Consider the following 19,878-nt stretch of genomic DNA (forward strand, 5'->3'; position numbering starts at 1 on the left):
GGAATTACCTTGCTTTCTTTTAGAAAAAATTGAAATATACTTAGTCAAATGAGAAGTAAAGATTGCGCTCATAGTCGTAGATACACAAAAAAGCCCTCCTATTAACGGAGGGCAATCACCATTCATTCGGTTTCTTTCGGTTCGTCCTTATCGGCATGTCTAGCCTTCAATACATCAAGCACTGCTTGGAAAGGCAGCTCCTGCTCCTGAAGAAGAACGAATAAGTGATAGAGGAGATCGGCACTTTCCATCGAAAGTTCCTCTGCATCACGGTTCTTAGCAGCAATGATCACTTCTGCCGCTTCTTCACCGACTTTTTTCAGGATCTTATCAACGCCTTTATCGAATAGGTAGGTAGTATATGAACCTTCAGGCATTTCCGATTTTCTTTTTTCAATTAATTTTTCCAATTCCGTCAAGAAAGTCACATTCGCCTTCACGTCTTGTCCGGCTTCACTGTTTTGGTAAATCGTTTCGCTAAAACAGCTTGTTGCCCCTGTATGGCACGCAGGACCTGCAGGAACGACCCGAACGACCAATGCATCTTGATCGCAGTCATACTTCATTTCGATGATTTTCTGGGTATTACCGCTGGTTGCTCCTTTATGCCATAATTCATTGCGCGAACGGCTGAAGAAAACCGTTTCACCTTTTTCAATCGACAATTGCAGTGATTCTTGATTCATATAAGCAAGTGTCAGCACTTCGCCGGTTCCTGCATCTTGAATAATTGCCGGTATCAGGCCTTTTTCATCGTATTTAATAGTTTCAAGATTCATCGTACAACCACTCCTTGTTGTTTGAGAAACGCTTTGACTTCTTTAACGGATGTTTCTTTATAATGAAAAATCGATGCGGCTAATGCTGCGTCGGCTTTACCTTCTTGGAAGGCTTCCTGGAAATGCTCAGCCTTGCCAGCCCCGCCTGAGGCGATGACCGGCACCGAAACGGCTTCAGATACCGCTTTTGTCAAAGCGATATTAAACCCTTGTTTCTCGCCGTCACAATCCATGCTTGTCAATAGTATTTCACCTGCACCGCGGATTACGGCTTCCTTCGCCCACTCGATCACTTCCCATTCAGTCGGTTTCCGGCCGCCGTGAGTATATACGCGCCATGACCCAAGCTCTTCTTCATATCGGGCGTCTATGGCGACCACGATACATTGGGAACCAAAATAATCAGCACCTTCATTAATTAAATCAGGGCGCAGAATGGCTGCTGTATTTAAGGATACCTTATCGGCACCAGCTCGGAGGATCTTCTTCATATCCGCCAATGAATTAATGCCGCCGCCCACCGTGAACGGGATTGCCAAGCTGCCCGCTACCGCTTGAACGACGTCGACAATCGTTTCCCTGCCTTCATGTGATGCGGAAATATCCAGGAATACAAGCTCATCGGCACCTTCTTTGTCGTAAAAGGCTGCAAGTTCGACCGGGTCTCCTGCATCCCTAAGGGAAACAAATTGTATCCCCTTGACTACGCGCCCATCCTTTACATCGAGACATGGAATAATTCGTTTAGTAAGCATTTAACCACGCACCTTTTCTAGTGCTTCTTCTACAGTAAAGCGATTGGTATAAAGCGCCTTGCCAATGATTGCCCCTGCAATGCCTTGGGCTTCATACTCTTTGAGGGTGATAAGGTCTTCGAGTGAACTAATGCCGCCCGAAGCAATCACGTTTTTACCGGTTGCCTCTGCCATGGCCAATATACCTTTCACATTCGGACCTGAAAGCATGCCATCCGTCGCGATATCAGTCACGATAAATGTCTCTGCACCAGCATCGGCCAGTAATTTACCAAGATCTATCGCAAGGGTCCCAGACGTTTGAAGCCAACCATGAGTGGCAACCCTGCCATCCTTCGCATCGATCCCGATTGCGATATGGCTTCCATATTTCCTAATCATATCTTTAGTGAAATCAGGGTCTGAAACGGCCGTGCTGCCTAGAATGACACGTTCCACACCATTATCCAGGTAATGGGCTATATCCCGTTCCGTACGGATGCCGCCGCCGATTTGAATGCGGGCCCCTAACTCACTTGCAGCTTTGATTACGTATGAATCATTGATGCGCACTCCCTCTTTAGCTCCGTCAAGGTCGACCATATGTATCCAATCGGCTCCTTGGTCCGCAAAGCTTTTTGCCATATCGAAGGGGGAATCGCCATAAACGGTTTCCTGATTGTAATCTCCCTGGATTAAGCGGACGCATTTGCCTCCACGCATATCAATCGCTGGGTAAATAGTAAAGTTGCTCATGCTTCTTCCTCCCCTTCTACTAATGACAGATAATTTTTTAACAGTGACATGCCCATCTTCCCGCTTTTTTCCGGATGGAACTGCATGCCGAACACATTCCCTTTACCGACGATCGCAGGCACATCCACATCATACCTTGCCGAAGCAGTGACGAATGATTCATCGGTATCGACGTAGTAGGAATGGACGAAATAAACATGCTCCTCTTCCAGCCCCTCATTCACTGGTGATGCGTGTTTAAATTCAAGACGATTCCAGCCCATGTGCGGGACTTTATAAACCTGGTCATTCGCATCCACTCCCTTAAAACGAACGACTTTTCCCGGAATGAGGGATAATCCTTTAGCTGGTCCATTTTCCTCACTTTCATCAAAGAGAAGCTGCATACCAAGGCAGATCCCTAATAGATAACCTCCATCGGCTACATATTCCCTCAGGAATTCATCCAGCTTTTGTTTTTCCAAGAGACTCATGGCATCCCTGAAAGAGCCAACGCCGGGAAGTATGATTCCTTTCGACTTTAAAAGTTCTTTTGGGTCATCGGAAATGAATGAATCGGCACCAAGGCGCTCAAGCCCTTTACTTACAGAAAATAAATTCCCCATGCCATAATCGACGATTCCGATCATTTTTACAACATTCCTTTCGTCGAAGGGATGCCTTTGACACGTGGATCGATGGTCGTAGCTTCATCCAATGCACGTCCCAGCGCTTTGAATATTGCTTCGATCATATGATGTGTGTTGTGACCGTAATGAACGACTACATGCAGGTTCATCCTGGCTTCAAGAGCGAATTTCCAAAGAAACTCGTGCACGAGTTCAGTATCGAAAGTACCGACCTTTTGCGAAGGAAACTCAGCCCGGAACTCTAGATGCGGACGATTGCTTAAATCGATGACAACCTGGGCGAGTGCTTCATCCATGGGTACGAAAGCATTTCCGTAACGCTTTATCCCGCGCTTGTCTCCAAGGGCCTCCAATAACGTCTGACCTAAGCAAATGCCAATATCTTCAGTTGTATGGTGATCATCGACGTCGGTATCTCCGTTTGCATCTACTGTCAAATCAAACTTCCCATGTTTCGTGAACAAATCCAGCATATGCGTCATAAACGGAACGCCCGTCTTAATGGAGGAATTACCTTCCCCATCCACACCAAACTTCAAACTAATTTCCGTTTCATTCGTCTTTCGCTCCACACTAGCAAAACGTTCCATTACAACTCCTCCTCAACGGGGTAAGACCCCTTTTCCCAAGATGTAAAAGCATGTCAAAAGTTTTTATATCAGTGATTTCACTTATTTAATAATTCAGGACTTTTTCCCGGATTCATTCACACCACGTGATTCAATCGCACGGGCGTGAGCCTCAAGTCCTTCCATTCGGGCAAATGCTGCGATTTTTTCTGCATTTTTGCGGAAGGCCGTTTCACTATACATGATGATACTCGATTTCTTTTGGAAATCATCCACATTCAGCGGGCTGGAAAAACGGGCGGTTCCATTGGTAGGCAACACATGATTGGGACCTGCAAAGTAATCCCCGACGGGCTCCGAACTAAAGCGGCCAATGAAGATTGCCCCGGCATGGCGGATTTTAGCCATGATTTCAAGTGCATCTTTAGCCACAATTTCCAAATGTTCCGGTGCAAGTTCATTAATCGCTTCAACAGCTTCGGCCATACTCCCGCATACAACGATTCTTCCATAATCCCTTATGGATGCTGCAGCAATATCATGGCGTGGAAGTAACGCCACCTGCTTGGTCACTTCTTCTGCCACTTCTTCTGCAAGAGACGTTGACGTCGTGACCAAAACACTGCAAGCTCGGGCATCATGCTCCGCCTGTGATAGCAAGTCTGCCGCAACTTCTGCAGCGATGGCTGATTCGTCCGCCAATATCGCTATTTCACTTGGACCTGCTATCATATCAATGGCGACATCCCCGAATACTTCGCGCTTCGCTAACGCCACATATATATTTCCCGGACCCACTATTTTATCCACGTTCTTAATCGTTTCCGTCCCATAAGCGAGAGCAGCTATGGCCTGAGCCCCTCCAACTTTATAGATTTCCTTAACTCCGGCAATTTTGGCAGCTGCCAAAACCGCTGGCGATAATTTCCCATCTTTCCCTGGAGGAGAAACCATAACGATCCGTTCCACCCCTGCGGCCTTTGCAGGCAACGCATTCATCAATACTGACGAAGGATATGCCGCTGTGCCTCCAGGTACATAAACACCTACAGCATCAAGAGGTGTCAATTTTTGTCCTAGCATCGTTCCCGTATCATCAGTCGTAAACCATGAATTTCGAATTTGTTTCTCGTGAAACATCCGAATATTATTCGCAGCCTCTTGAATAATATCAAGCTGCTCAGCAGTTAATGCCGCTGTCGCTTCTTCCATTTCCTGTTCCGATACAAGTAATTCCCCTGGGCTAACACCATCGAAACGTTCGGTATAGGTATGTAAAGCGGCGTTTCCGCTTTTCCTGACATCATAAATAATATCCTGAACCGCTTTTCTTTGATCGGCAGTACCTGCTTCAACCGAGCGTTTCAGTGAAATCCCTTCAGCAAACCGTTCTATTTTCATACCTTCACCTCATTAGCGATTCTTTACTATTCAATAATTCCTGCTAGCCGTTCCACGATTTCAGTAATCCTTGCTTCTTTAATTCGATAGCTGACAGGGTTTGCTATCAGCCTCGAAGTCACATTGGCGATTTTTGCATATTCCACAAGACCGTTTTCCTTCAATGTTCGCCCCGATGAAACGATATCGACGATTCGTTCAGCTAAACCAATTAACGGTGCTAACTCAATAGACCCATTCAACTTTATAATCTCGACTTGCTCCCCCTGCTCGCGAAAATAACTAGAGGCAACATTCGGATATTTACTGGCTATTTTGGGGGCGATGTCACTTATTTTCGTACCAGGCAGTCCAGCTACAGCTAAATAGCAGGCACTGATTTTCAAATCAAGTAACTCATAGACATCACGTTCTTCTTCTAACATGACATCCTTCCCTGCAATTCCAATGTCAGCGACGCCGTGTTCCACATAGGTTACGACATCCATCGGTTTAGCTAAAATGAACCGCAGATTCTCCTCTTCCACTTCAAGGATCAATTTCCGGGAATCATCAAACTCGGGAGGGAGACGAAAATCGGCCCTTCTTAATAGCTCTGCCGCTTCTTCAAATATTCTCCCTTTCGGCATGGCAATCGTTAAAAAGCTATTATTCATCTTTTCCATTCCCCCCATTCCCTACGAATAAATGAACTTCAGAAAATGTCCGTGTAAAAGCATCGACATTTTGGACGACTGTAATATCTTGAATCGTTACCAATTTCCCTTCGGAGCGTTTTATTCTTGCAAATTCAATTGCTTCCAATCTCCGTTCGGGACTGAATAAAATACATTCTGGTGCGACAGGCTGGATCGGCTCCCCAAGAGCTTCTGCAAGACGATCCACCCGGATTGCAAAACCTGTGGCCGAAGCATTCCAGCCGAACTTCTCAAGCAGATTATCATACCGGCCGCCATTGCCGATTGGCGAACCCACTTGTCCGGCATACACTTCAAATAAAGTTCCCGTGTAATAACTCATATGACTGACCAATGTTAAGTCGAAGCTCACATATTGTTCAACGCCAAATTCTTTCAGCTGTGCAGACAATTCCTTCAGTTCAGCCAAAGAATCTTGCCCTTTATTATTTTCAACCAGCCCTAGCGCCTTTTTCAGGGTTCCTTCACTACCCCTTAATGAGGTAAATTCGATAAGCCGTTGTTTATCAATGGATGAAAGCGGCAGTGATTTTACATGCTCGCGATAACCAACATAATTCTTTTCATACAAAAACTTCCTTAATATAGAGGCTCTTTCCTCCGTACCTAGAATGCTCAAGAAAAATTCTTGCAGAAATCCGATATGTCCAATGGAAATCTTAAATTCCTGAAGCCCGGCAGCCTTTAGAGCATCCGCAAGCAGGGCAATCATTTCAGCATCGGCACTTATAGACTTATTTCCGATACACTCAATACCAATCTGTTCGAACTCTGCCGGCCTGCCCCCTTCACGCTGCTGTGCCCGATATACATTCGCGGAATAGGCCAGGCGAAGCGGAATTTGCTGTTTTAACAATTTGGAAGCTGCGACCCTTGCAATGGGAGCTGTCATCTCGGGACGGAGTACGAGCGTATGCCCCTGGGCATCAAGAAGTTTAAACAACTGTTGATCCAATATTGCCGAAGCCTCGCCAATCGTTTCATAATATTCCAAAGCAGGCGTTTCAATAAATTGATAGCCCCACTTTTTGATTTCATCACTCATTTTATTTCTGGCCAACACTTTCGTTTCATACAGCACCGGCAATGTATCTCTCATGCCTAACGGTTTTTCAAACATAAATGGCTTTGTCACGACTGCACATCCTTTTGAATTGATTACTATCTATATCCAATCGGTCCGCCTGTAGGCAAAAACCGATGCATCCATTCCTTATTTTGTTTATCCCTTTATCTTTCCAAGGTTTCACGCTTAAATCCAAATTTCGGATAACATATAAAAATAGTATCAAATTAAATGACATAATTATATAAATACTCGCAATAATCCACCAAATCACTTTAGTTCGCTAATATGGTAGCAGGTTGAAGTTATTAATAGTTTACCCCTGCCCCCACCTTACGTCAAGGAAAATATGCCTAATTCCATTACTTCAAACCACAGCTGTCTTTAATATTCTTCATGATCGGTTTAAGTCCAAACGCAAGGAATTATACCTTTTCACCCAGATGATTCTTCCTATCTTTAGCCATTCATTGTTATTAATGTATACCTTTTGGTTTAGCTGTTTTATAATATTTAGGAGTTTGGTAATATTATAAAATTTTAGGGGGAAATGGGAATGAAGAAATATTTTTCATTTTTTGTGGCACTCATCGTTCTTTTTTCACTGGGTTCAAGCGGAACGATGGGTTTTGCCGCAACTAAGATCAACCAGGATGAGCTTAATGCATACCTTTCTGAAGTTAGAATGACACAAGAAGAATTGGAAGAGTATTTATCCTATTACGACTTAACATTGAATGAACTGAAATCGGTAGAAGAGTTGCGTGATACATTAGGACCGGCCGTCACTCCTGAGACCTTACAGAATCTACTTAAACAATATGAAATGACAGAAGCTGAACTAACGGAATTATTAATAGAATACGGCGAACTGGAAGAGGGAGATTCCATCATCGATACCTTCCATTTCATTTACGACATTGAGGATATCATCGATTTAGAAATGGGTTATGATGAGGAAGAGATAGAATATGATGATGAAGAGATCATCGATTTAATGGATGGTCTCTTTACTGAGATCGGCCTTACAGACGAAGAGCTCGACAGATTCATGAACCATCTTTTGCCTATCATCGAAGACCCTTCTTTTGAAGCTCGTTTAATGGCGATCTCCGATAGAATGAATCAACTTGAGTATTTTGAAACAATTGATGAATTGTCTGCAGAACAAGTGGCTGAATTGCTTTCTATTTATAATGATCTTCAAAGCTTGCTGCAAATTCAATTCAAATTCGCCTTAATTCAGGATGGTGTCACGACAAACCTATCCCTTGAGGCTTTATTCCAGCTTAAGGAATTAACGAATGCTAGTTTACTAGTTTCCATTTATGATTTAAACGGCAATTTTTTGCTCGATTTTATATTGACAGGTAAAATGATCGGTTCCGATTTAGTGAAAGAAACCGGTAATGACATTAAACAGTCCACCGAGGTCATTTCTAAAGTGGTTGAGGTAAAAAAAGAAAAGAAGAAACCCGCAAAACCTGAACATAAAACGGAAAAAGGCGGAGTGCTTCCTAAAACGGCTGGTCATTACTTATTCGATGCTTTAATCGGTTTAGTGTTGATGGGTATCGCTTTCGGATTAATTAGAAAAGCGAGACTCACTAATTAAGATGAACAAAAATAGGCAATCCAGGCATAAGAAAAAGTGGTTACTTATCACTGCTGTTTGCTTTTTAACCTTAGGCTTTTATTTTACAACGACAAACGCCTATACGCTGTTCAAAGGCTATGCCCTATATAAAATGAAATCTGACACAACGGAAGTGACGGCTAAGCTCCCCGAACCGAAGACGAAAGCAGATATTCCCGATGGGCTTGAGCTATATGAAGAACGGCCGGAGACAGGTGATTTGATGGGTGAGCTTTATATTCCAAAAATTGAGGCAACACTCCCAATTTATCACGGAACGGACGAAGATGAACTCGAAAAGGGCGTCGGTCATTATGCGGGCTCCGTCCTCCCAGGTGAAAAGGATAATTCAGTTTTATCCGGTCACCGAGATACAATTTTCAGAGATCTAGGTGAAGTCGGCGAAGGCGACTTGCTGATTGCCAAGACAGAAGCCGGTTCGTTTACATATAAAGTGAGGAAGGTTCGTATCGTCGATGCAGATGACCGTACCGTGATCGTTCCCAAGCCTAAAGCCACACTTACAGTAACAACCTGCTACCCTTTTTCATATATTGGTAGTGCACCGGAACGGTACGTATTGGTTGCCGATTTATTGAAATCGGAATAGATAAATGAGTTGCGGGGCTGAAGTTGTCAGCTCCCTCTTCATAAGTCTTTAATAGATGATAGGAGGACAAGTTAAATATGGAAAAACAGGAACAGGAAAGGTTTTTTCAAATTTTAAAAGAAACGTATGAAGCGACGGTGAACCAGGAAAATATATCAATCAACGAAGTGATAGAGCATCTAAAGAATGAACTGACTCCGTTATACCCAAAATGCCATTAAAAAGGACCTGCCGCATATAGGGGCAAGTCCCTTTTTTCATAAGGAAGTTTTCTGCTCTCTCTCAAGCATTTCCTCTTTGGTATATATGATTTTCATTGGATTTCCCCCAACGAAAGCTCCCTCCGGAACATCCTTATGGACAAGCGTCCCCGCAGAGACAATCGCCCCATTACCAATTGAAAGTCCTGGAAGAATGGTCGAATTCGCTCCAATCAATACTTCATCACCAATGACTACATCTCCTAAACGATATTCATGAATCAAATATTCATGAGCAAGGATCGTCGTATTATAGCCAATGACAGTATTTATTCCGACCGATATTTTTTCCGGAAACATCACATCCGGCATGACCATCAAGGCAAACGAAGTTTGCTTCCCGACTTTCATATGTAAAAAAGTCCTGTATAGCCAATTCTTCATGCCCAGAAAAGGCGTATAACGTGCTAGCTGTATCACCATAAAATTCTTTACGACTTTCCAGAATGGAACGGTCTTATATACATGCCATAGTGAATTGGCCCCTTCAACTGGATAGCGGGACGTGCGTCTCATTTTCTAGCCTCCGTGAGCTTTTCAACCTCAACGATATTCAATAAATCCGCCATCTGCTCAAGCATATAGTCAGGGTGATAACTTTCCAGGAATCCACAGCCTTTAATGGACCATGAGACCCCTGCCGTTTTTGTACCTGTATTTTTCCCGCCCATAATATCATGATAACTGTCGCCAATCATGATAGCTTCTTCAGGAACCGAACCGAGTTGATTTAAAGCTTTTACCAAAGGCTCTGGGTCCGGCTTTGCCTTTTCCACCTCATCCAGTGTGACCACCACTTCAAAGAACTGATCCAGTTTGCTTAAACGCAGGCCCTTTTCGACGACATCACGCTTCTTTGTCGTAACGACTGCCAATTTATAACCGCTTTGCTTCAACGTTTGAACGGTTTCGAACACCCCGTCAAATTGTGTGACAAGCAAATCATGGTTCCTCCAATTATGCTCCCGATAGTATGCAATCATTTCATCCACACGTTTTGGATCAATGGAAGAAAACGTATCGACCAAAGTCGGTCCGATAAATGGAATGATATCTTCCCGATTGAACTTTCCAGGACAAAAGTGGTTTAAAGTTTCTGTAAAAGAGGCGATGATCAATTCATTTGTATTGATCAACGTACCATCAAGATCAAATAATAATGTAGTTATGTTACTGTTCATATACAGCTTCCTTTCTCTGTACCCTATCAGTCCGATTCCATATATACGCAACGGCCATCGTTAAAACAATGGCAGTGAGTAGCCGAATAAGTAACAGCGGCAAGACCGGAATCCCCAGCGGAATAAAAATCAGTGTGTCTTCTACAACAGCATGGCAGGCAACTAAAAAGATGAATGCAATCGTCATATCCTTCTTCGAAACATTATCCTCTTTAGCCGCTTGAATCATAACGCCTGCGCCATATGCCAAACCGAGAGTCAGGCCTGTAACGAAAGGCATGGAAGCATTCGGCTTCATCCCCAGGACCTTCATGAAGGGAGCAAGGGCTTTCGAGAAGGCTTCCAGCCACTTTAAATCTTTCATGATTTGAACCGCCACCATGAGCGGAATAACGATGACCGCCAGCTGGCCAATTCCTGAAAGGGCCTGGATGACCCCATGTAATAGGATTGCACCCGCTCCGTTAATCTCTGCAGCCTCCCCGATAGCCGTTCCTTGGGCCATTTCAGATCCGCCCTGCCAAACAAGATTGATGACGACCGCGGACAAAAGCGCAAGCCCGATCCGTACTGTTAGGATGACCCACAGCTTGACACCGGTTTTCATCGCCACACCTGACTCGATCAATAAATTATGTGAAAAAGATAGCATCATAGCGATGATAAAAACTTCTTTCACAGTCAAATCAAGCGTTAATATGCCAGCGATCGCTGCGTATAAATTCAGGAAATTCCCTAATACAAGCGGAATTGCAGCATCCCCTGGAAGACCGATGAGATTCATCAAAGGCGCTATCAAGTTGATGATGAATGGCAATACAGGCGTATATTGAAGCACAGTGACGATCAGAGTAACCGGAAATATCACTTTCCCCAAAGACCAGGTTGTATTCAAGCCTGAAAGAAGTCCCTTTTTAACCGAATCTACTATCACTATGCCCTCTCCCTTTTCACATATTACCTATGCATCTAAATATCTTTTGTCTGCATGCCCGCGGACCCTTCTATAGACCACCAAAGCGATGGCTACAGCTACCAATACAATCGAGATCACTTGTGCGATACGCAGTGAATCCGTCAGCATCAAACTGTCGGTCCGCAATCCTTCAATGTAATAACGTCCGATGGAATACCATATTACATAGGTTAAAAACAGTTCCCCCCTGCGCAAGTTCACTTTCCGTAAACTTAAGAGAATAATGACACCGAGGATATTCCAAATCGATTCATACAAAAAGGTCGGGTGATAATACGTACCGTTTATGTACATTTGATTTATGATGAATTCAGGCAAATGCATATTTTCAAGGAATGACCTTGTTATTTCTCCACCATGCGCTTCCTGATTCATGAAATTACCCCAACGGCCAATTGCCTGCCCCAACAATAAGCTCGGTGCAGCAATATCCACCAGCTTCCAAAATGAGACCTTCTTGACCTTTGCAAAAACGATTGCAGTCAGCACCGATCCAATCAACGCACCATGTATGGCAATTCCGCCATTCCATATTTTTATGATATCCCCCGGGTTTTGTGAATAGTACTCCCATTGGAAGATCACATAATAAATACGAGCACTAATGATCGCGATCGGGACAGCAAACAAAATCAAATCAGTAAATATTTCCTTATCAAGACCTCTTCGCTCAGACTCCCTTAATGCGATAATAAGACCCAATAACACACCGAAACCGATGATTAGCCCATACCAATGTACCTGGATGGGACCTAGATCAATTGCTATCGGATTCAGCGGCTGTATTCCTTGTTCCATTTTGTTCCCCTCTTTTCCTATAACCTTTTAAAATTCATCATGTTCCGGATCTGCAATTGCATGGTTCAATCGATCTGAAAACTGTTCCGCTGCATTTACTCCCATTCGCTTCAGGCGGTAATTCATGGCTGCCACTTCAATTATGACAGCTAAATTTCGCCCTGGACGGACAGGTACGGTAATTTTCGTCACTTCCGTATCGATGATTTTCATTTTTTCTTCATCAAGGCCAACCCGGTCATACTGCTTGTTTTTTTCCCATAGTTCCAGATTGATGACGATTGAGATCTTTTTATTGCTGCGGACTGCGCCAGCTCCAAAAAGTGTCATTACATTAATGATTCCCAATCCTCTTATTTCTAGAAGATGTTCGATTAAATCCGGGGCATTCCCGACCAGCGTATCTTGGTCTTCCTGCCTGATTTCGACGCAGTCATCGGCTACGAGACGATGACCCCGTTTCACTAATTCCAGGGCTGTCTCACTTTTACCGACGCCGCTTTTCCCGGTGATCAACACACCTAACCCATAGATATCCACCAATACACCATGAACAGCAGTAGTTGGTGCCAACCTGCTTTCTAGGAAATTGGTCAGACGGCTGTATAACCTTGTTGTCTTCATATTAGATCTCATCACAGGAACTGATTCCCGCTCAGAAGCTTCGATCAATTCTATCGGCACTTCCTGACCACGCGTAATGATGATGCCTGGAGTAAAGTCCCTGCATAACTCTTCCATCCTCTGTACTCGATCCGGTTCATTCAGCCGATTAAAAAAGGACATCTCCGTCATACCTAAAAGCTGTACTCGATCTGCGGGATAATAATCAAAAAAACCGGCTATTTCAAGTCCGGGACGAGATAAATCACTCGTGACGATTGGTCTGTTAATTCCTTCTTCCCCACTGATAAGTTCTAGACCGAACGCTTCTACTATATCCTTTGTACGGACTTTTGCCATATATCTTTCCTCCTTTAGGAGCGATGCTATTTTTTGAGATACTTTTTCTATTTTAGCATTTTTCTGTTAATAACCAAACAAAGCATTATCGATTTATTGTTTTTTTATTCACTCCACCCGGATTGGCCACGTGAACAGGAAAGAGATGAGAGGAACATACATGAATCCTTACATCCAAATAAAAGAAAGCCCGCCAATTTATATTGGCAGGCTCACTTTGCAGACAAAAGGAGTCGGAAAACGTATCTTTCATCAAATGATGTTCCCGAACCAACTCCAAAGCAACTCCTTAGGTATGGTTCCGATACAAATTGGATGTTGATTTCCGCTCAAGAAACTCGCTTTCCGCGGGCGGTCGTGGAGCAGCCTCGGCTTGCGCCTGCGGGGTCTCCCCTAGACGCGCTTTTCCCGCAGGAGTCTCGTACCTTTCTCTCCAATCAACCTTGTTATTAAATTTAGAACAAGCCATAAAAAAACTGCAGGCAAACTCGTTTTCCATCGAGTTTGCCTACAGTTTGAGCCGCCAGTGGTATCAACGGGCTTTCCCTTTCTTCAGGAAACCGTTATCGCTGCAGTCTTGGTTTCTGCAAAAACATGAAGCACAGGAACCTCTTCTTTAACCGTCTTAAACTTAAGGACCTTCTGAACCACATCACTTTTCTCTTCGATGATTGTCATCCCTTCCAAAGTTACATTAAAGCTTCCTAAATTTGATTTCAATTCTCCTTCGATCGCCTTACCTGGCGGCAGGGTCAGCTGAACTTTTCCAGTGACTGACTTAGCATGGATCGAATCGCAATCCATCCCTGAATTCGTACAGATTATTTCCCCATTGAACGTTTGGACATCCAATTTCTTGAAGTATCCATCGGCATTAATCGCTCCATTCAGGGTCTCGGCTTCCAAGTCATTAAAGTTGGTATCTGAAATGGTGATCATCCCATTACCTGTTTCAAGCTCACAGAAATCACCCGTACCCTGCATGATATGAATGGCACCATTCGCCGTTTTCGCTTTAAGCTTCTCTGATTTCAGTGATTCAGTCGTGATTGCGCCATTGAACATCCTTACATGGATGTCCTCATATTCCTTTCTTGGAATGTACATGATCGTATCAACCTTTATGGATTTTTCACGAACCTTGAACTTCAATTTTCCATTTTCAATCGTGAAATCGACTTCTTCCAAAAAGTTTTTCCTGGCTTCCTCTATTTCTTCCACACGGTATACCTTAGCTTGGCATTCAACCCGGACATCATTATGGTCCCATGCGGCGATTTTTATTTTCCCATTTGCTATATCTACATCAATCTCATCCAGGAAATCATGATCATGCTGGAAAATATGACTGACCTCCACAGATTTCCCGAAATTGAAATCAAGATCCGTTTCTTTGATTTTCTTAAAAGCACTTTCAACGAAATCAATAATCTTTTCTTTCGATGACTGGATATTCTTTTTAAACGTATCCTGAGTGCTTCCTTCGCTTTTCTTATCCACGACTACCGTCGATAATTCGTTTTGCAATTTCTGCTCCTTAGCTTCACTTTCCTGACTGGCTTTTTCTAATTCTTCCAAAAGGCCCATGGCTTCTTCCGCTGATAACTTTCCATCCTGAATCATTTCTAAAATCTTCTTTCTTTCCTCCTGCATGAACATTCCTCGCTTTCTTCTATCATTTTATTCATACATACGCCTAGATATCTAAAAAGTTTCATAAATACCGTTTTTCCCATCATTCGACAAAGGAAAATGACAATTTCCGAAAAAGAAGATGTATGATTTCCCCGGAAATATCTCCTTTTCCTATTCTTTAATCAAATGATTGATTAAATGCACACCGTCATTTTTCTACAAAAAAACAAGCCTGATGGCTTGTTCCTTTAAGCATGTTCATGCTCCGTTTCTTTTTCTTCAATCCAATTTTCCATGCGGATTTGATCACGGGTAAGTACAGGTTTTAAGTATTTTCCCGTGTACGATTCGGAAACTTCACATATTTTTTCAGGTGTTCCGTAAGTGACGATCGTACCGCCCTTATCTCCGCCTTCCGGTCCCAGGTCAATAATATGGTCCGCCGTCTTGATGACATCCAGATTATGCTCGATCACCAAAACGGTATCCCCATTGTCAACCAGCCGCTGCAGAACCTGAAGCAGCCTTGCTATATCGTGGACATGTAGACCGGTAGTTGGTTCATCCAAGATATAGAAGGAGCGCCCAGTGGATCGGCGATGCAATTCAGAAGCAAGTTTCACCCTTTGCGCTTCACCGCCTGATAAAGTGGTGGCAGGCTGTCCAAGCTTGATATAACCCAAACCAACGTCATAAATCGTTTGTAGCTTCCGTTTGATTTTTGGGATATTTTCAAAGAAACTAACGCCTTCCTCAACTGTCATATCGAGAATGTCGGATATGTTTTTCCCTTTATATTTCACTTCTAGAGTTTCCCGGTTATAACGTTTACCATGACAGATTTCACATGGAACATAGACATCTGGGAGAAAATGCATTTCAATCTTGATAATGCCATCACCACGGCATGCTTCACAGCGACCGCCCTTCACATTAAAACTGAACCTTCCTTTTTTATAACCGCGGATCTTCGCTTCATTAGTCGAGGCAAACACGTCACGAACATCATCGAATACACCCGTATAGGTAGCTGGATTCGATCGTGGAGTTCTGCCGATCGGTGATTGGTCAATATCAATGACTTTATCTAAATGCTCAATTCCCTTGATTTCACGGAAATCACCTGGTCTGGCTTTTGCCCGATTCAGCTTTTGAGCCAATGACTTATGGAGGATCTCATTCACCAATGTACTTTTCCCTGATCCCGAGACTCCTGTTACGGCTGTAAAGACCCCAAGCGGGAATTTCACATTAACGTTTTTCAAATTATTTTCCTTGGCACCTTTTATCTCAATGACACGGCCATCATTTTTCCGGCGTTCCAATGGCAATGGAATGAATTTCTTCCCTGCTAAATATTGCCCCGTTAAGGATTTAGGATTATTCATGACCTCTTCTGGAGTTCCAGCGGCCACTATTTCTCCTCCATGCGCTCCTGCTCCAGGACCAACATCGATCAAATAATCCGCAGCAATCATCGTATCTTCATCGTGCTCGACAACAATGAGTGTGTTACCGATTTCGCGCATATTCTTCAATGTTTCGATCAATCGATCGTTATCCCTCTGATGCAGCCCTATTGAAGGTTCATCCAAAATATATAGGACTCCCGTCAATCGGGAACCAATCTGTGTCGCCAATCTTATACGCTGCGCTTCACCGCCTGATAATGTTCCCGCTGCCCTGCTCAACGTCAAATATTCCAAACCTACATTAGCCAGGAAACCGAGCCGCTCACGAATTTCACGTAAAATCAATCTCGCAATTGCAGCTTCTTTTTCAGTCAAATCAAGCTCATCGAAAAATACTAACGCATCTTCCACTGATAAAGCTGTCGTTTCACTTATATGGACCCCTTGAATGAGCACGGAAAGACTCTCTTTTTTCAATCGATGACCCTTACAGGTTGGACAGTGATGTTCTGACATGTATTTCTGCATTTGCTCACGAATAAAGTCAGAACTCGTCTCCTTGAAGCGCCTTTCGATGTTTCTTAAAACTCCTTCAAAAGGAATATATCCTTCTTGCACTCTTCCAAAATCATTTTTATAACGGAAATATATCTTATCTTTACCTGAACCAAGCAAGACCTTATCCATCTTCTCTTCCGGTAAATCTTTAACGGGCACATCCATGTCTATCCCATAATGGTTGGCCACCGCTTCAAGGAGCTGAGGGTAATATTGAGAACTCGTCGGCTCCCATGGCGCAATTGCATGTTGACGGAGGCTTAATTCGTTATTCGGGATGACCAGATCACGGTCCACCTCAAGCCTTGCCCCCAAGCCATCACAATCCGGGCAGGCCCCAAACGGGCTATTGAAGGAAAACATTCTAGGCTCTAACTCTTCAATCGAAAATCCGCAGTATGGACAAGCATGATGTTCACTGAACAGCAGCTCTTCCTCACCCATGACGTCAATGATGACTTTGCCTTCGCCAAGCTGCAAAGCACTTTCCAATGAATCTGCAAGCCTGGCCATGATACCCTCTTTAATGACGATCCGGTCTATGATGACTTCAATCGAATGTTTTTTATTTTTTTCGAGAGTGATCTCCTCACTGAGATCATGCATTTCCCCGTTCACACGAATGCGGACATATCCTTGTTTCTTAACTTCCTCCAAAACTTTCGCATGTGTCCCTTTTCTGCCTGAGACTAGCGGTGCCAATACCTGAAGCTTGGTTCGCTCAGGGTAATCAAGAATGCGGTCCACCATTTGCTCAATCGTTTGTGAGGTAATTTCAATATTATGGATCGGACAGGTCGGCCTGCCGACCCGTGCAAATAACAGCCTTAAATAATCATAGATCTCCGTAACAGTCCCTACGGTTGAACGAGGATTTCGACTGGTCGTTTTCTGGTCTATGGAAATGGCTGGTGACAAACCTTCGATCGCATCGACATCCGGTTTATCCACTTGGCCTAAGAATTGACGAGCATAAGCGGACAGTGATTCTACATAACGTCTTTGCCCTTCTGCATAAATCGTATCAAAAGCCAAGGAAGACTTTCCAGATCCGGATAATCCGGTCAGCACAACAAGTTTGTCTCTCGGTATCGTGATATCAATATTCTTTAAATTGTTGGCCCTGGCGCCTTTTATCACAATTTTATCCATTGCCATGTTTCGTCACCCTTCCGCTTTTAACTCTAGTAATAAATCACGCAGCTCGGCAGCTCGCTCGAAGTCCAGTGCCTTTGCCGCTTCCTTCATTTCTTTTTCCATGCTTGCCATCACTTTTAAACGCTCTTTTTTAGGAAGCTTCGCGAGGCTTGGTGCAAGGTCTTCCTTATACTCTTCACCTTCTTCGGCTACATGAGTCGCCCTTATGGAGTCGCGGATATCCTTTTGAATGGTTTGAGGCATTATTCCATGCTCTTTATTATAATTTTCCTGGATTTCACGGCGCCGCCTCGTTTCATTGATAGCAAGTTCCATCGAATTCGTGATGCGGTCTGCATACATGATGACGTGGCCGTTGGCATTACGGGCTGCACGGCCCATTGTTTGAATAAGCGAACGTTCCGAGCGAAGGAACCCTTCTTTATCGGCATCCAGAATGGTCACTAACGACACTTCCGGAATATCGAGGCCTTCCCTTAAAAGATTGATTCCAACAAGAACATCATATTTACCCATTCGAAGTTCCCGGATGATTTCTATCCTTTCCAAGGTCTTCACTTCCGAATGAAGATATTGGACCTTGATGCCGATTTCCTTTAAATAATCAGTTAAATCCTCAGACATCTTTTTCGTCAAGGTCGTTATGAGCACACGCTCGTTCTTTTTGACGCGCTCCTGTATTTCACCGATCAAGTCATCTATTTGCCCTTCAATCGGCCTCACTTCCACCGTCGGATCCAGCAATCCGGTAGGACGGATGATCTGCTGAACCATTTCCGGGGTATGTTCGAGTTCATATGGTCCCGGAGTTGCCGAAACGAATATGGATTGATGGACCTTTTTTTCAAATTCCTCAAATCTTAGCGGGCGGTTGTCTTTCGCAGACGGCAGACGGAAGCCATGATCGACGAGCACTTGCTTACGCGCCTGATCTCCATTGAACATTCCGCGGATTTGCGAGAGGGTTACGTGTGATTCATCCACGACCAATAGGAAATCCTCTGGAAAGTAATCCATTAAAGTGTATGGTGTCGCACCTGAGGGACGAAGCGTCAAATGGCGGGAATAGTTCTCGATCCCTGAACAAAAGCCCATTTCCCGCATCATTTCCAGATCATAACGGGTCCGCTGCTCCAAGCGCTGCGCTTCAAGGAGTTTTTCATCTTCCCTTAATTCCTTCAATCGCTCTTCCAGTTCCGTTTCGATATTTTGAATGGCTATCCGCATTTTCTCTTCGCGGGTTACGAAGTGGGAAGCCGGGAAAATGGCGATATGATCTCGTTCACCGGTAATTTCGCCAGTCAGGGCATCGACTTCCCGAATACGGTCAATCTCATCCCCGAAAAACTCGACCCGTACGCAATGTTCATCACGTGAGGCCGGGAAAATTTCGACCACGTCGCCGCGAACGCGGAAGGTCCCCCGTTGGAAAGCAATATCATTACGTTCATATTGAATATCCACGAGTCTGTGCAGCAAGGCATTCCGGTCTATCTCCATGCCTGTTCGGAGGGAAACAACCATCTCCCGGTACTCTTCAGGAGAACCGAGTCCATATATGCACGAAACACTGGCAATGATGATGACATCTTTCCTTTCGAACAAAGACGAGGTTGCCGAGTGACGCAGTTTATCGATTTCATCATTGATGCTTGCATCTTTTTCGATGAATGTATCCGTGGATGGAACATAAGCCTCTGGCTGGTAGTAATCATAATAGCTAACGAAGTACTCAACAGCATTATTAGGGAAGAACTCTTTGAACTCACTGTAAAGCTGCCCTGCCAACGTTTTATTGTGGGCAATGACAAGAGTCGGTTTATTGATTCTTTGAATCACATTGGAAACGGTGAACGTTTTCCCTGTCCCCGTTGCCCCCAATAACGTCTGCATTTCCTTGCCTTCATTAATCCCTTCGACCAGCATTTCAATTGCTGCCGGCTGATCTCCTTGAGGAGAGTATTTTGAGACTAACTCAAACTTATCCTTCACCAAGCATAGCCTCCTATTGAAATATTTTTATATGAAAACGGGACATGCCTATATCCCTTCTATTTAT

General features: G+C 43.9%; 19 protein-coding genes. 3 read left to right on the top strand and 16 right to left on the bottom strand.

The genetic code is table 11. From position 1 onward, the window contains the following. Nucleotides 1-122 precede the first annotated feature (122 nt). From hisIE to V3595_RS14920, 8 genes are all read right to left on the bottom strand, one after another. Nucleotides 123-779 (bottom strand): bifunctional phosphoribosyl-AMP cyclohydrolase/phosphoribosyl-ATP diphosphatase HisIE, encoded by a 657-nt coding sequence (gene hisIE / locus V3595_RS14885; protein WP_241593139.1) that lies wholly within the window; start codon nt 777-779, stop codon nt 123-125. After that, nucleotides 776-1,534 carry an imidazole glycerol phosphate synthase subunit HisF gene (gene hisF / locus V3595_RS14890; RefSeq protein ID WP_485907994.1) on the bottom strand — a complete coding sequence of 253 codons (759 nt, stop codon included), beginning with the start codon at nt 1,532-1,534 and terminating at the stop codon, nt 776-778. Before hisF ends, hisIE begins: the two co-directional genes overlap by 4 nt. Continuing rightward, the gene (gene hisA, locus V3595_RS14895; RefSeq protein WP_144478118.1) at nt 1,535-2,269 is read right to left on the bottom strand and encodes a 1-(5-phosphoribosyl)-5-[(5-phosphoribosylamino)methylideneamino]imidazole-4-carboxamide isomerase; all 735 of its coding nucleotides are present in this window, start codon (nt 2,267-2,269) and stop codon (nt 1,535-1,537) included. After that, nucleotides 2,266-2,898 carry an imidazole glycerol phosphate synthase subunit HisH gene (gene hisH / locus V3595_RS14900; RefSeq protein WP_485907996.1) on the bottom strand — a complete coding sequence of 211 codons (633 nt, stop codon included), beginning with the start codon at nt 2,896-2,898 and terminating at the stop codon, nt 2,266-2,268. The genes hisA and hisH overlap by 4 nt, the downstream gene beginning before the upstream one ends. 2 nt (nt 2,899-2,900) lie before the next feature. After that, nucleotides 2,901-3,488 (bottom strand): imidazoleglycerol-phosphate dehydratase HisB, encoded by a 588-nt coding sequence (hisB, locus tag V3595_RS14905; RefSeq protein WP_063233950.1) that lies wholly within the window; start codon nt 3,486-3,488, stop codon nt 2,901-2,903. A gap of 93 nt (nt 3,489-3,581) precedes the next feature. Continuing rightward, nucleotides 3,582-4,868 (bottom strand): histidinol dehydrogenase, encoded by a 1,287-nt coding sequence (hisD, locus tag V3595_RS14910; RefSeq protein WP_485907998.1) that lies wholly within the window; start codon nt 4,866-4,868, stop codon nt 3,582-3,584. Nucleotides 4,869-4,894: 26 nt separating this feature from the next. Next, the gene (gene hisG / locus V3595_RS14915) at nt 4,895-5,524 is read right to left on the bottom strand and encodes an ATP phosphoribosyltransferase (RefSeq protein ID WP_485907999.1); all 630 of its coding nucleotides are present in this window, start codon (nt 5,522-5,524) and stop codon (nt 4,895-4,897) included. Then, entirely contained in the window at nt 5,517-6,701 is a 1,185-nt protein-coding gene (locus tag V3595_RS14920; RefSeq protein WP_485908001.1) for an ATP phosphoribosyltransferase regulatory subunit, read from the bottom strand. Before V3595_RS14920 ends, hisG begins: the two co-directional genes overlap by 8 nt. 487 nt (nt 6,702-7,188) lie before the next feature. Between V3595_RS14920 and V3595_RS14925 the strand changes: the two genes are divergently transcribed. The 3 genes from V3595_RS14925 (at nt 7,189) to V3595_RS14935 (ending at nt 9,099) form a co-directional block, all read left to right on the top strand. Further along, nucleotides 7,189-8,247, top strand: coding sequence for a processed acidic surface protein (locus V3595_RS14925; RefSeq protein WP_485908003.1), 1,059 nt, complete (start codon nt 7,189-7,191; stop codon nt 8,245-8,247). Between the two features lies 1 nt (nt 8,248). After that, nucleotides 8,249-8,878, top strand: coding sequence for a class D sortase (locus tag V3595_RS14930; protein WP_485908005.1), 630 nt, complete (start codon nt 8,249-8,251; stop codon nt 8,876-8,878). Between the two features lie 77 nt (nt 8,879-8,955). Next, on the top strand, nt 8,956-9,099 hold the full coding sequence (locus V3595_RS14935; RefSeq protein ID WP_485908007.1) for a YwzD family small protein: 144 nt from the start codon (nt 8,956-8,958) through the stop codon (nt 9,097-9,099). A 36-nt stretch (nt 9,100-9,135) separates the two neighbouring features. Here the strand turns inward: V3595_RS14935 and V3595_RS14940 are convergent, their stop codons facing one another. The 8 genes from V3595_RS14940 to uvrB all read right to left on the bottom strand — a co-directional run bounded on the left by V3595_RS14940 (nt 9,136) and on the right by uvrB (nt 19,811). Beyond that, complete coding sequence (locus V3595_RS14940) at nt 9,136-9,654, bottom strand: acyltransferase (RefSeq protein WP_485908009.1); 519 nt, start codon at nt 9,652-9,654, stop codon at nt 9,136-9,138. Then, nucleotides 9,651-10,319 carry a pyrophosphatase PpaX gene (ppaX, locus tag V3595_RS14945; protein WP_485908010.1) on the bottom strand — a complete coding sequence of 223 codons (669 nt, stop codon included), beginning with the start codon at nt 10,317-10,319 and terminating at the stop codon, nt 9,651-9,653. The genes V3595_RS14940 and ppaX overlap by 4 nt, the downstream gene beginning before the upstream one ends. Further along, a complete protein-coding gene (locus V3595_RS14950) occupies nt 10,309-11,253 on the bottom strand; it encodes a nucleoside recognition domain-containing protein (RefSeq protein ID WP_485908012.1) in 945 nt (314 codons plus the stop codon). The genes ppaX and V3595_RS14950 overlap by 11 nt, the downstream gene beginning before the upstream one ends. Before the next feature lie 27 nt (nt 11,254-11,280). Further along, a complete protein-coding gene (gene lgt / locus V3595_RS14955) occupies nt 11,281-12,093 on the bottom strand; it encodes a prolipoprotein diacylglyceryl transferase (RefSeq protein ID WP_485908014.1) in 813 nt (270 codons plus the stop codon). A 27-nt stretch (nt 12,094-12,120) separates the two neighbouring features. After that, a complete protein-coding gene (gene hprK / locus V3595_RS14960; RefSeq protein WP_137016681.1) occupies nt 12,121-13,056 on the bottom strand; it encodes an HPr(Ser) kinase/phosphatase in 936 nt (311 codons plus the stop codon). Nucleotides 13,057-13,608: 552 nt separating this feature from the next. Beyond that, nucleotides 13,609-14,709, bottom strand: coding sequence for a DUF4097 family beta strand repeat-containing protein (locus V3595_RS14965; protein ID WP_485908016.1), 1,101 nt, complete (start codon nt 14,707-14,709; stop codon nt 13,609-13,611). A 230-nt stretch (nt 14,710-14,939) separates the two neighbouring features. After that, a complete protein-coding gene (gene uvrA / locus V3595_RS14970; protein WP_485908018.1) occupies nt 14,940-17,819 on the bottom strand; it encodes an excinuclease ABC subunit UvrA in 2,880 nt (959 codons plus the stop codon). A gap of 6 nt (nt 17,820-17,825) precedes the next feature. After that, on the bottom strand, nt 17,826-19,811 hold the full coding sequence (gene uvrB, locus V3595_RS14975; protein ID WP_485908020.1) for an excinuclease ABC subunit UvrB: 1,986 nt from the start codon (nt 19,809-19,811) through the stop codon (nt 17,826-17,828). Nucleotides 19,812-19,878: the final 67 nt, after the last annotated feature.

This window comes from Bacillus sp. CFBP9009 (genome assembly GCF_036541465.1).
Lineage (GTDB): Bacteria > Bacillota > Bacilli > Bacillales > DSM-1321 > Peribacillus.

Excerpts from the sequence above, each read along its gene's own strand:
- V3595_RS14935 (WP_485908007.1), top strand. The coding sequence starts at position 8,956 with ATGGAAAAACAGGAACAGGAAAGGTTTTTTCAAATTTTAAAAGAAACG.
- V3595_RS14965 (WP_485908016.1), bottom strand. The coding sequence starts at position 14,709 with ATGCAGGAGGAAAGAAAGAAGATTTTAGAAATGATTCAGGATGGAAAG.
- lgt (WP_485908014.1), bottom strand. The coding sequence starts at position 12,093 with ATGGAACAAGGAATACAGCCGCTGAATCCGATAGCAATTGATCTAGGT.
- hisG (WP_485907999.1), bottom strand. The coding sequence starts at position 5,524 with ATGAATAATAGCTTTTTAACGATTGCCATGCCGAAAGGGAGAATATTT.
- hisH (WP_485907996.1), bottom strand. The coding sequence starts at position 2,898 with ATGATCGGAATCGTCGATTATGGCATGGGGAATTTATTTTCTGTAAGT.
- hisB (WP_063233950.1), bottom strand. The coding sequence starts at position 3,488 with ATGGAACGTTTTGCTAGTGTGGAGCGAAAGACGAATGAAACGGAAATT.
- ppaX (WP_485908010.1), bottom strand. The coding sequence starts at position 10,319 with ATGAACAGTAACATAACTACATTATTATTTGATCTTGATGGTACGTTG.
- hprK (WP_137016681.1), bottom strand. The coding sequence starts at position 13,056 with ATGGCAAAAGTCCGTACAAAGGATATAGTAGAAGCGTTCGGTCTAGAA.
- hisF (WP_485907994.1), bottom strand. The coding sequence starts at position 1,534 with ATGCTTACTAAACGAATTATTCCATGTCTCGATGTAAAGGATGGGCGC.
- V3595_RS14925 (WP_485908003.1), top strand. The coding sequence starts at position 7,189 with ATGAAGAAATATTTTTCATTTTTTGTGGCACTCATCGTTCTTTTTTCA.
- uvrA (WP_485908018.1), bottom strand. The coding sequence starts at position 17,819 with ATGGCAATGGATAAAATTGTGATAAAAGGCGCCAGGGCCAACAATTTA.
- V3595_RS14940 (WP_485908009.1), bottom strand. The coding sequence starts at position 9,654 with ATGAGACGCACGTCCCGCTATCCAGTTGAAGGGGCCAATTCACTATGG.
- hisA (WP_144478118.1), bottom strand. The coding sequence starts at position 2,269 with ATGAGCAACTTTACTATTTACCCAGCGATTGATATGCGTGGAGGCAAA.
- V3595_RS14930 (WP_485908005.1), top strand. The coding sequence starts at position 8,249 with ATGAACAAAAATAGGCAATCCAGGCATAAGAAAAAGTGGTTACTTATC.
- hisD (WP_485907998.1), bottom strand. The coding sequence starts at position 4,868 with ATGAAAATAGAACGGTTTGCTGAAGGGATTTCACTGAAACGCTCGGTT.
- hisIE (WP_241593139.1), bottom strand. The coding sequence starts at position 779 with ATGAATCTTGAAACTATTAAATACGATGAAAAAGGCCTGATACCGGCA.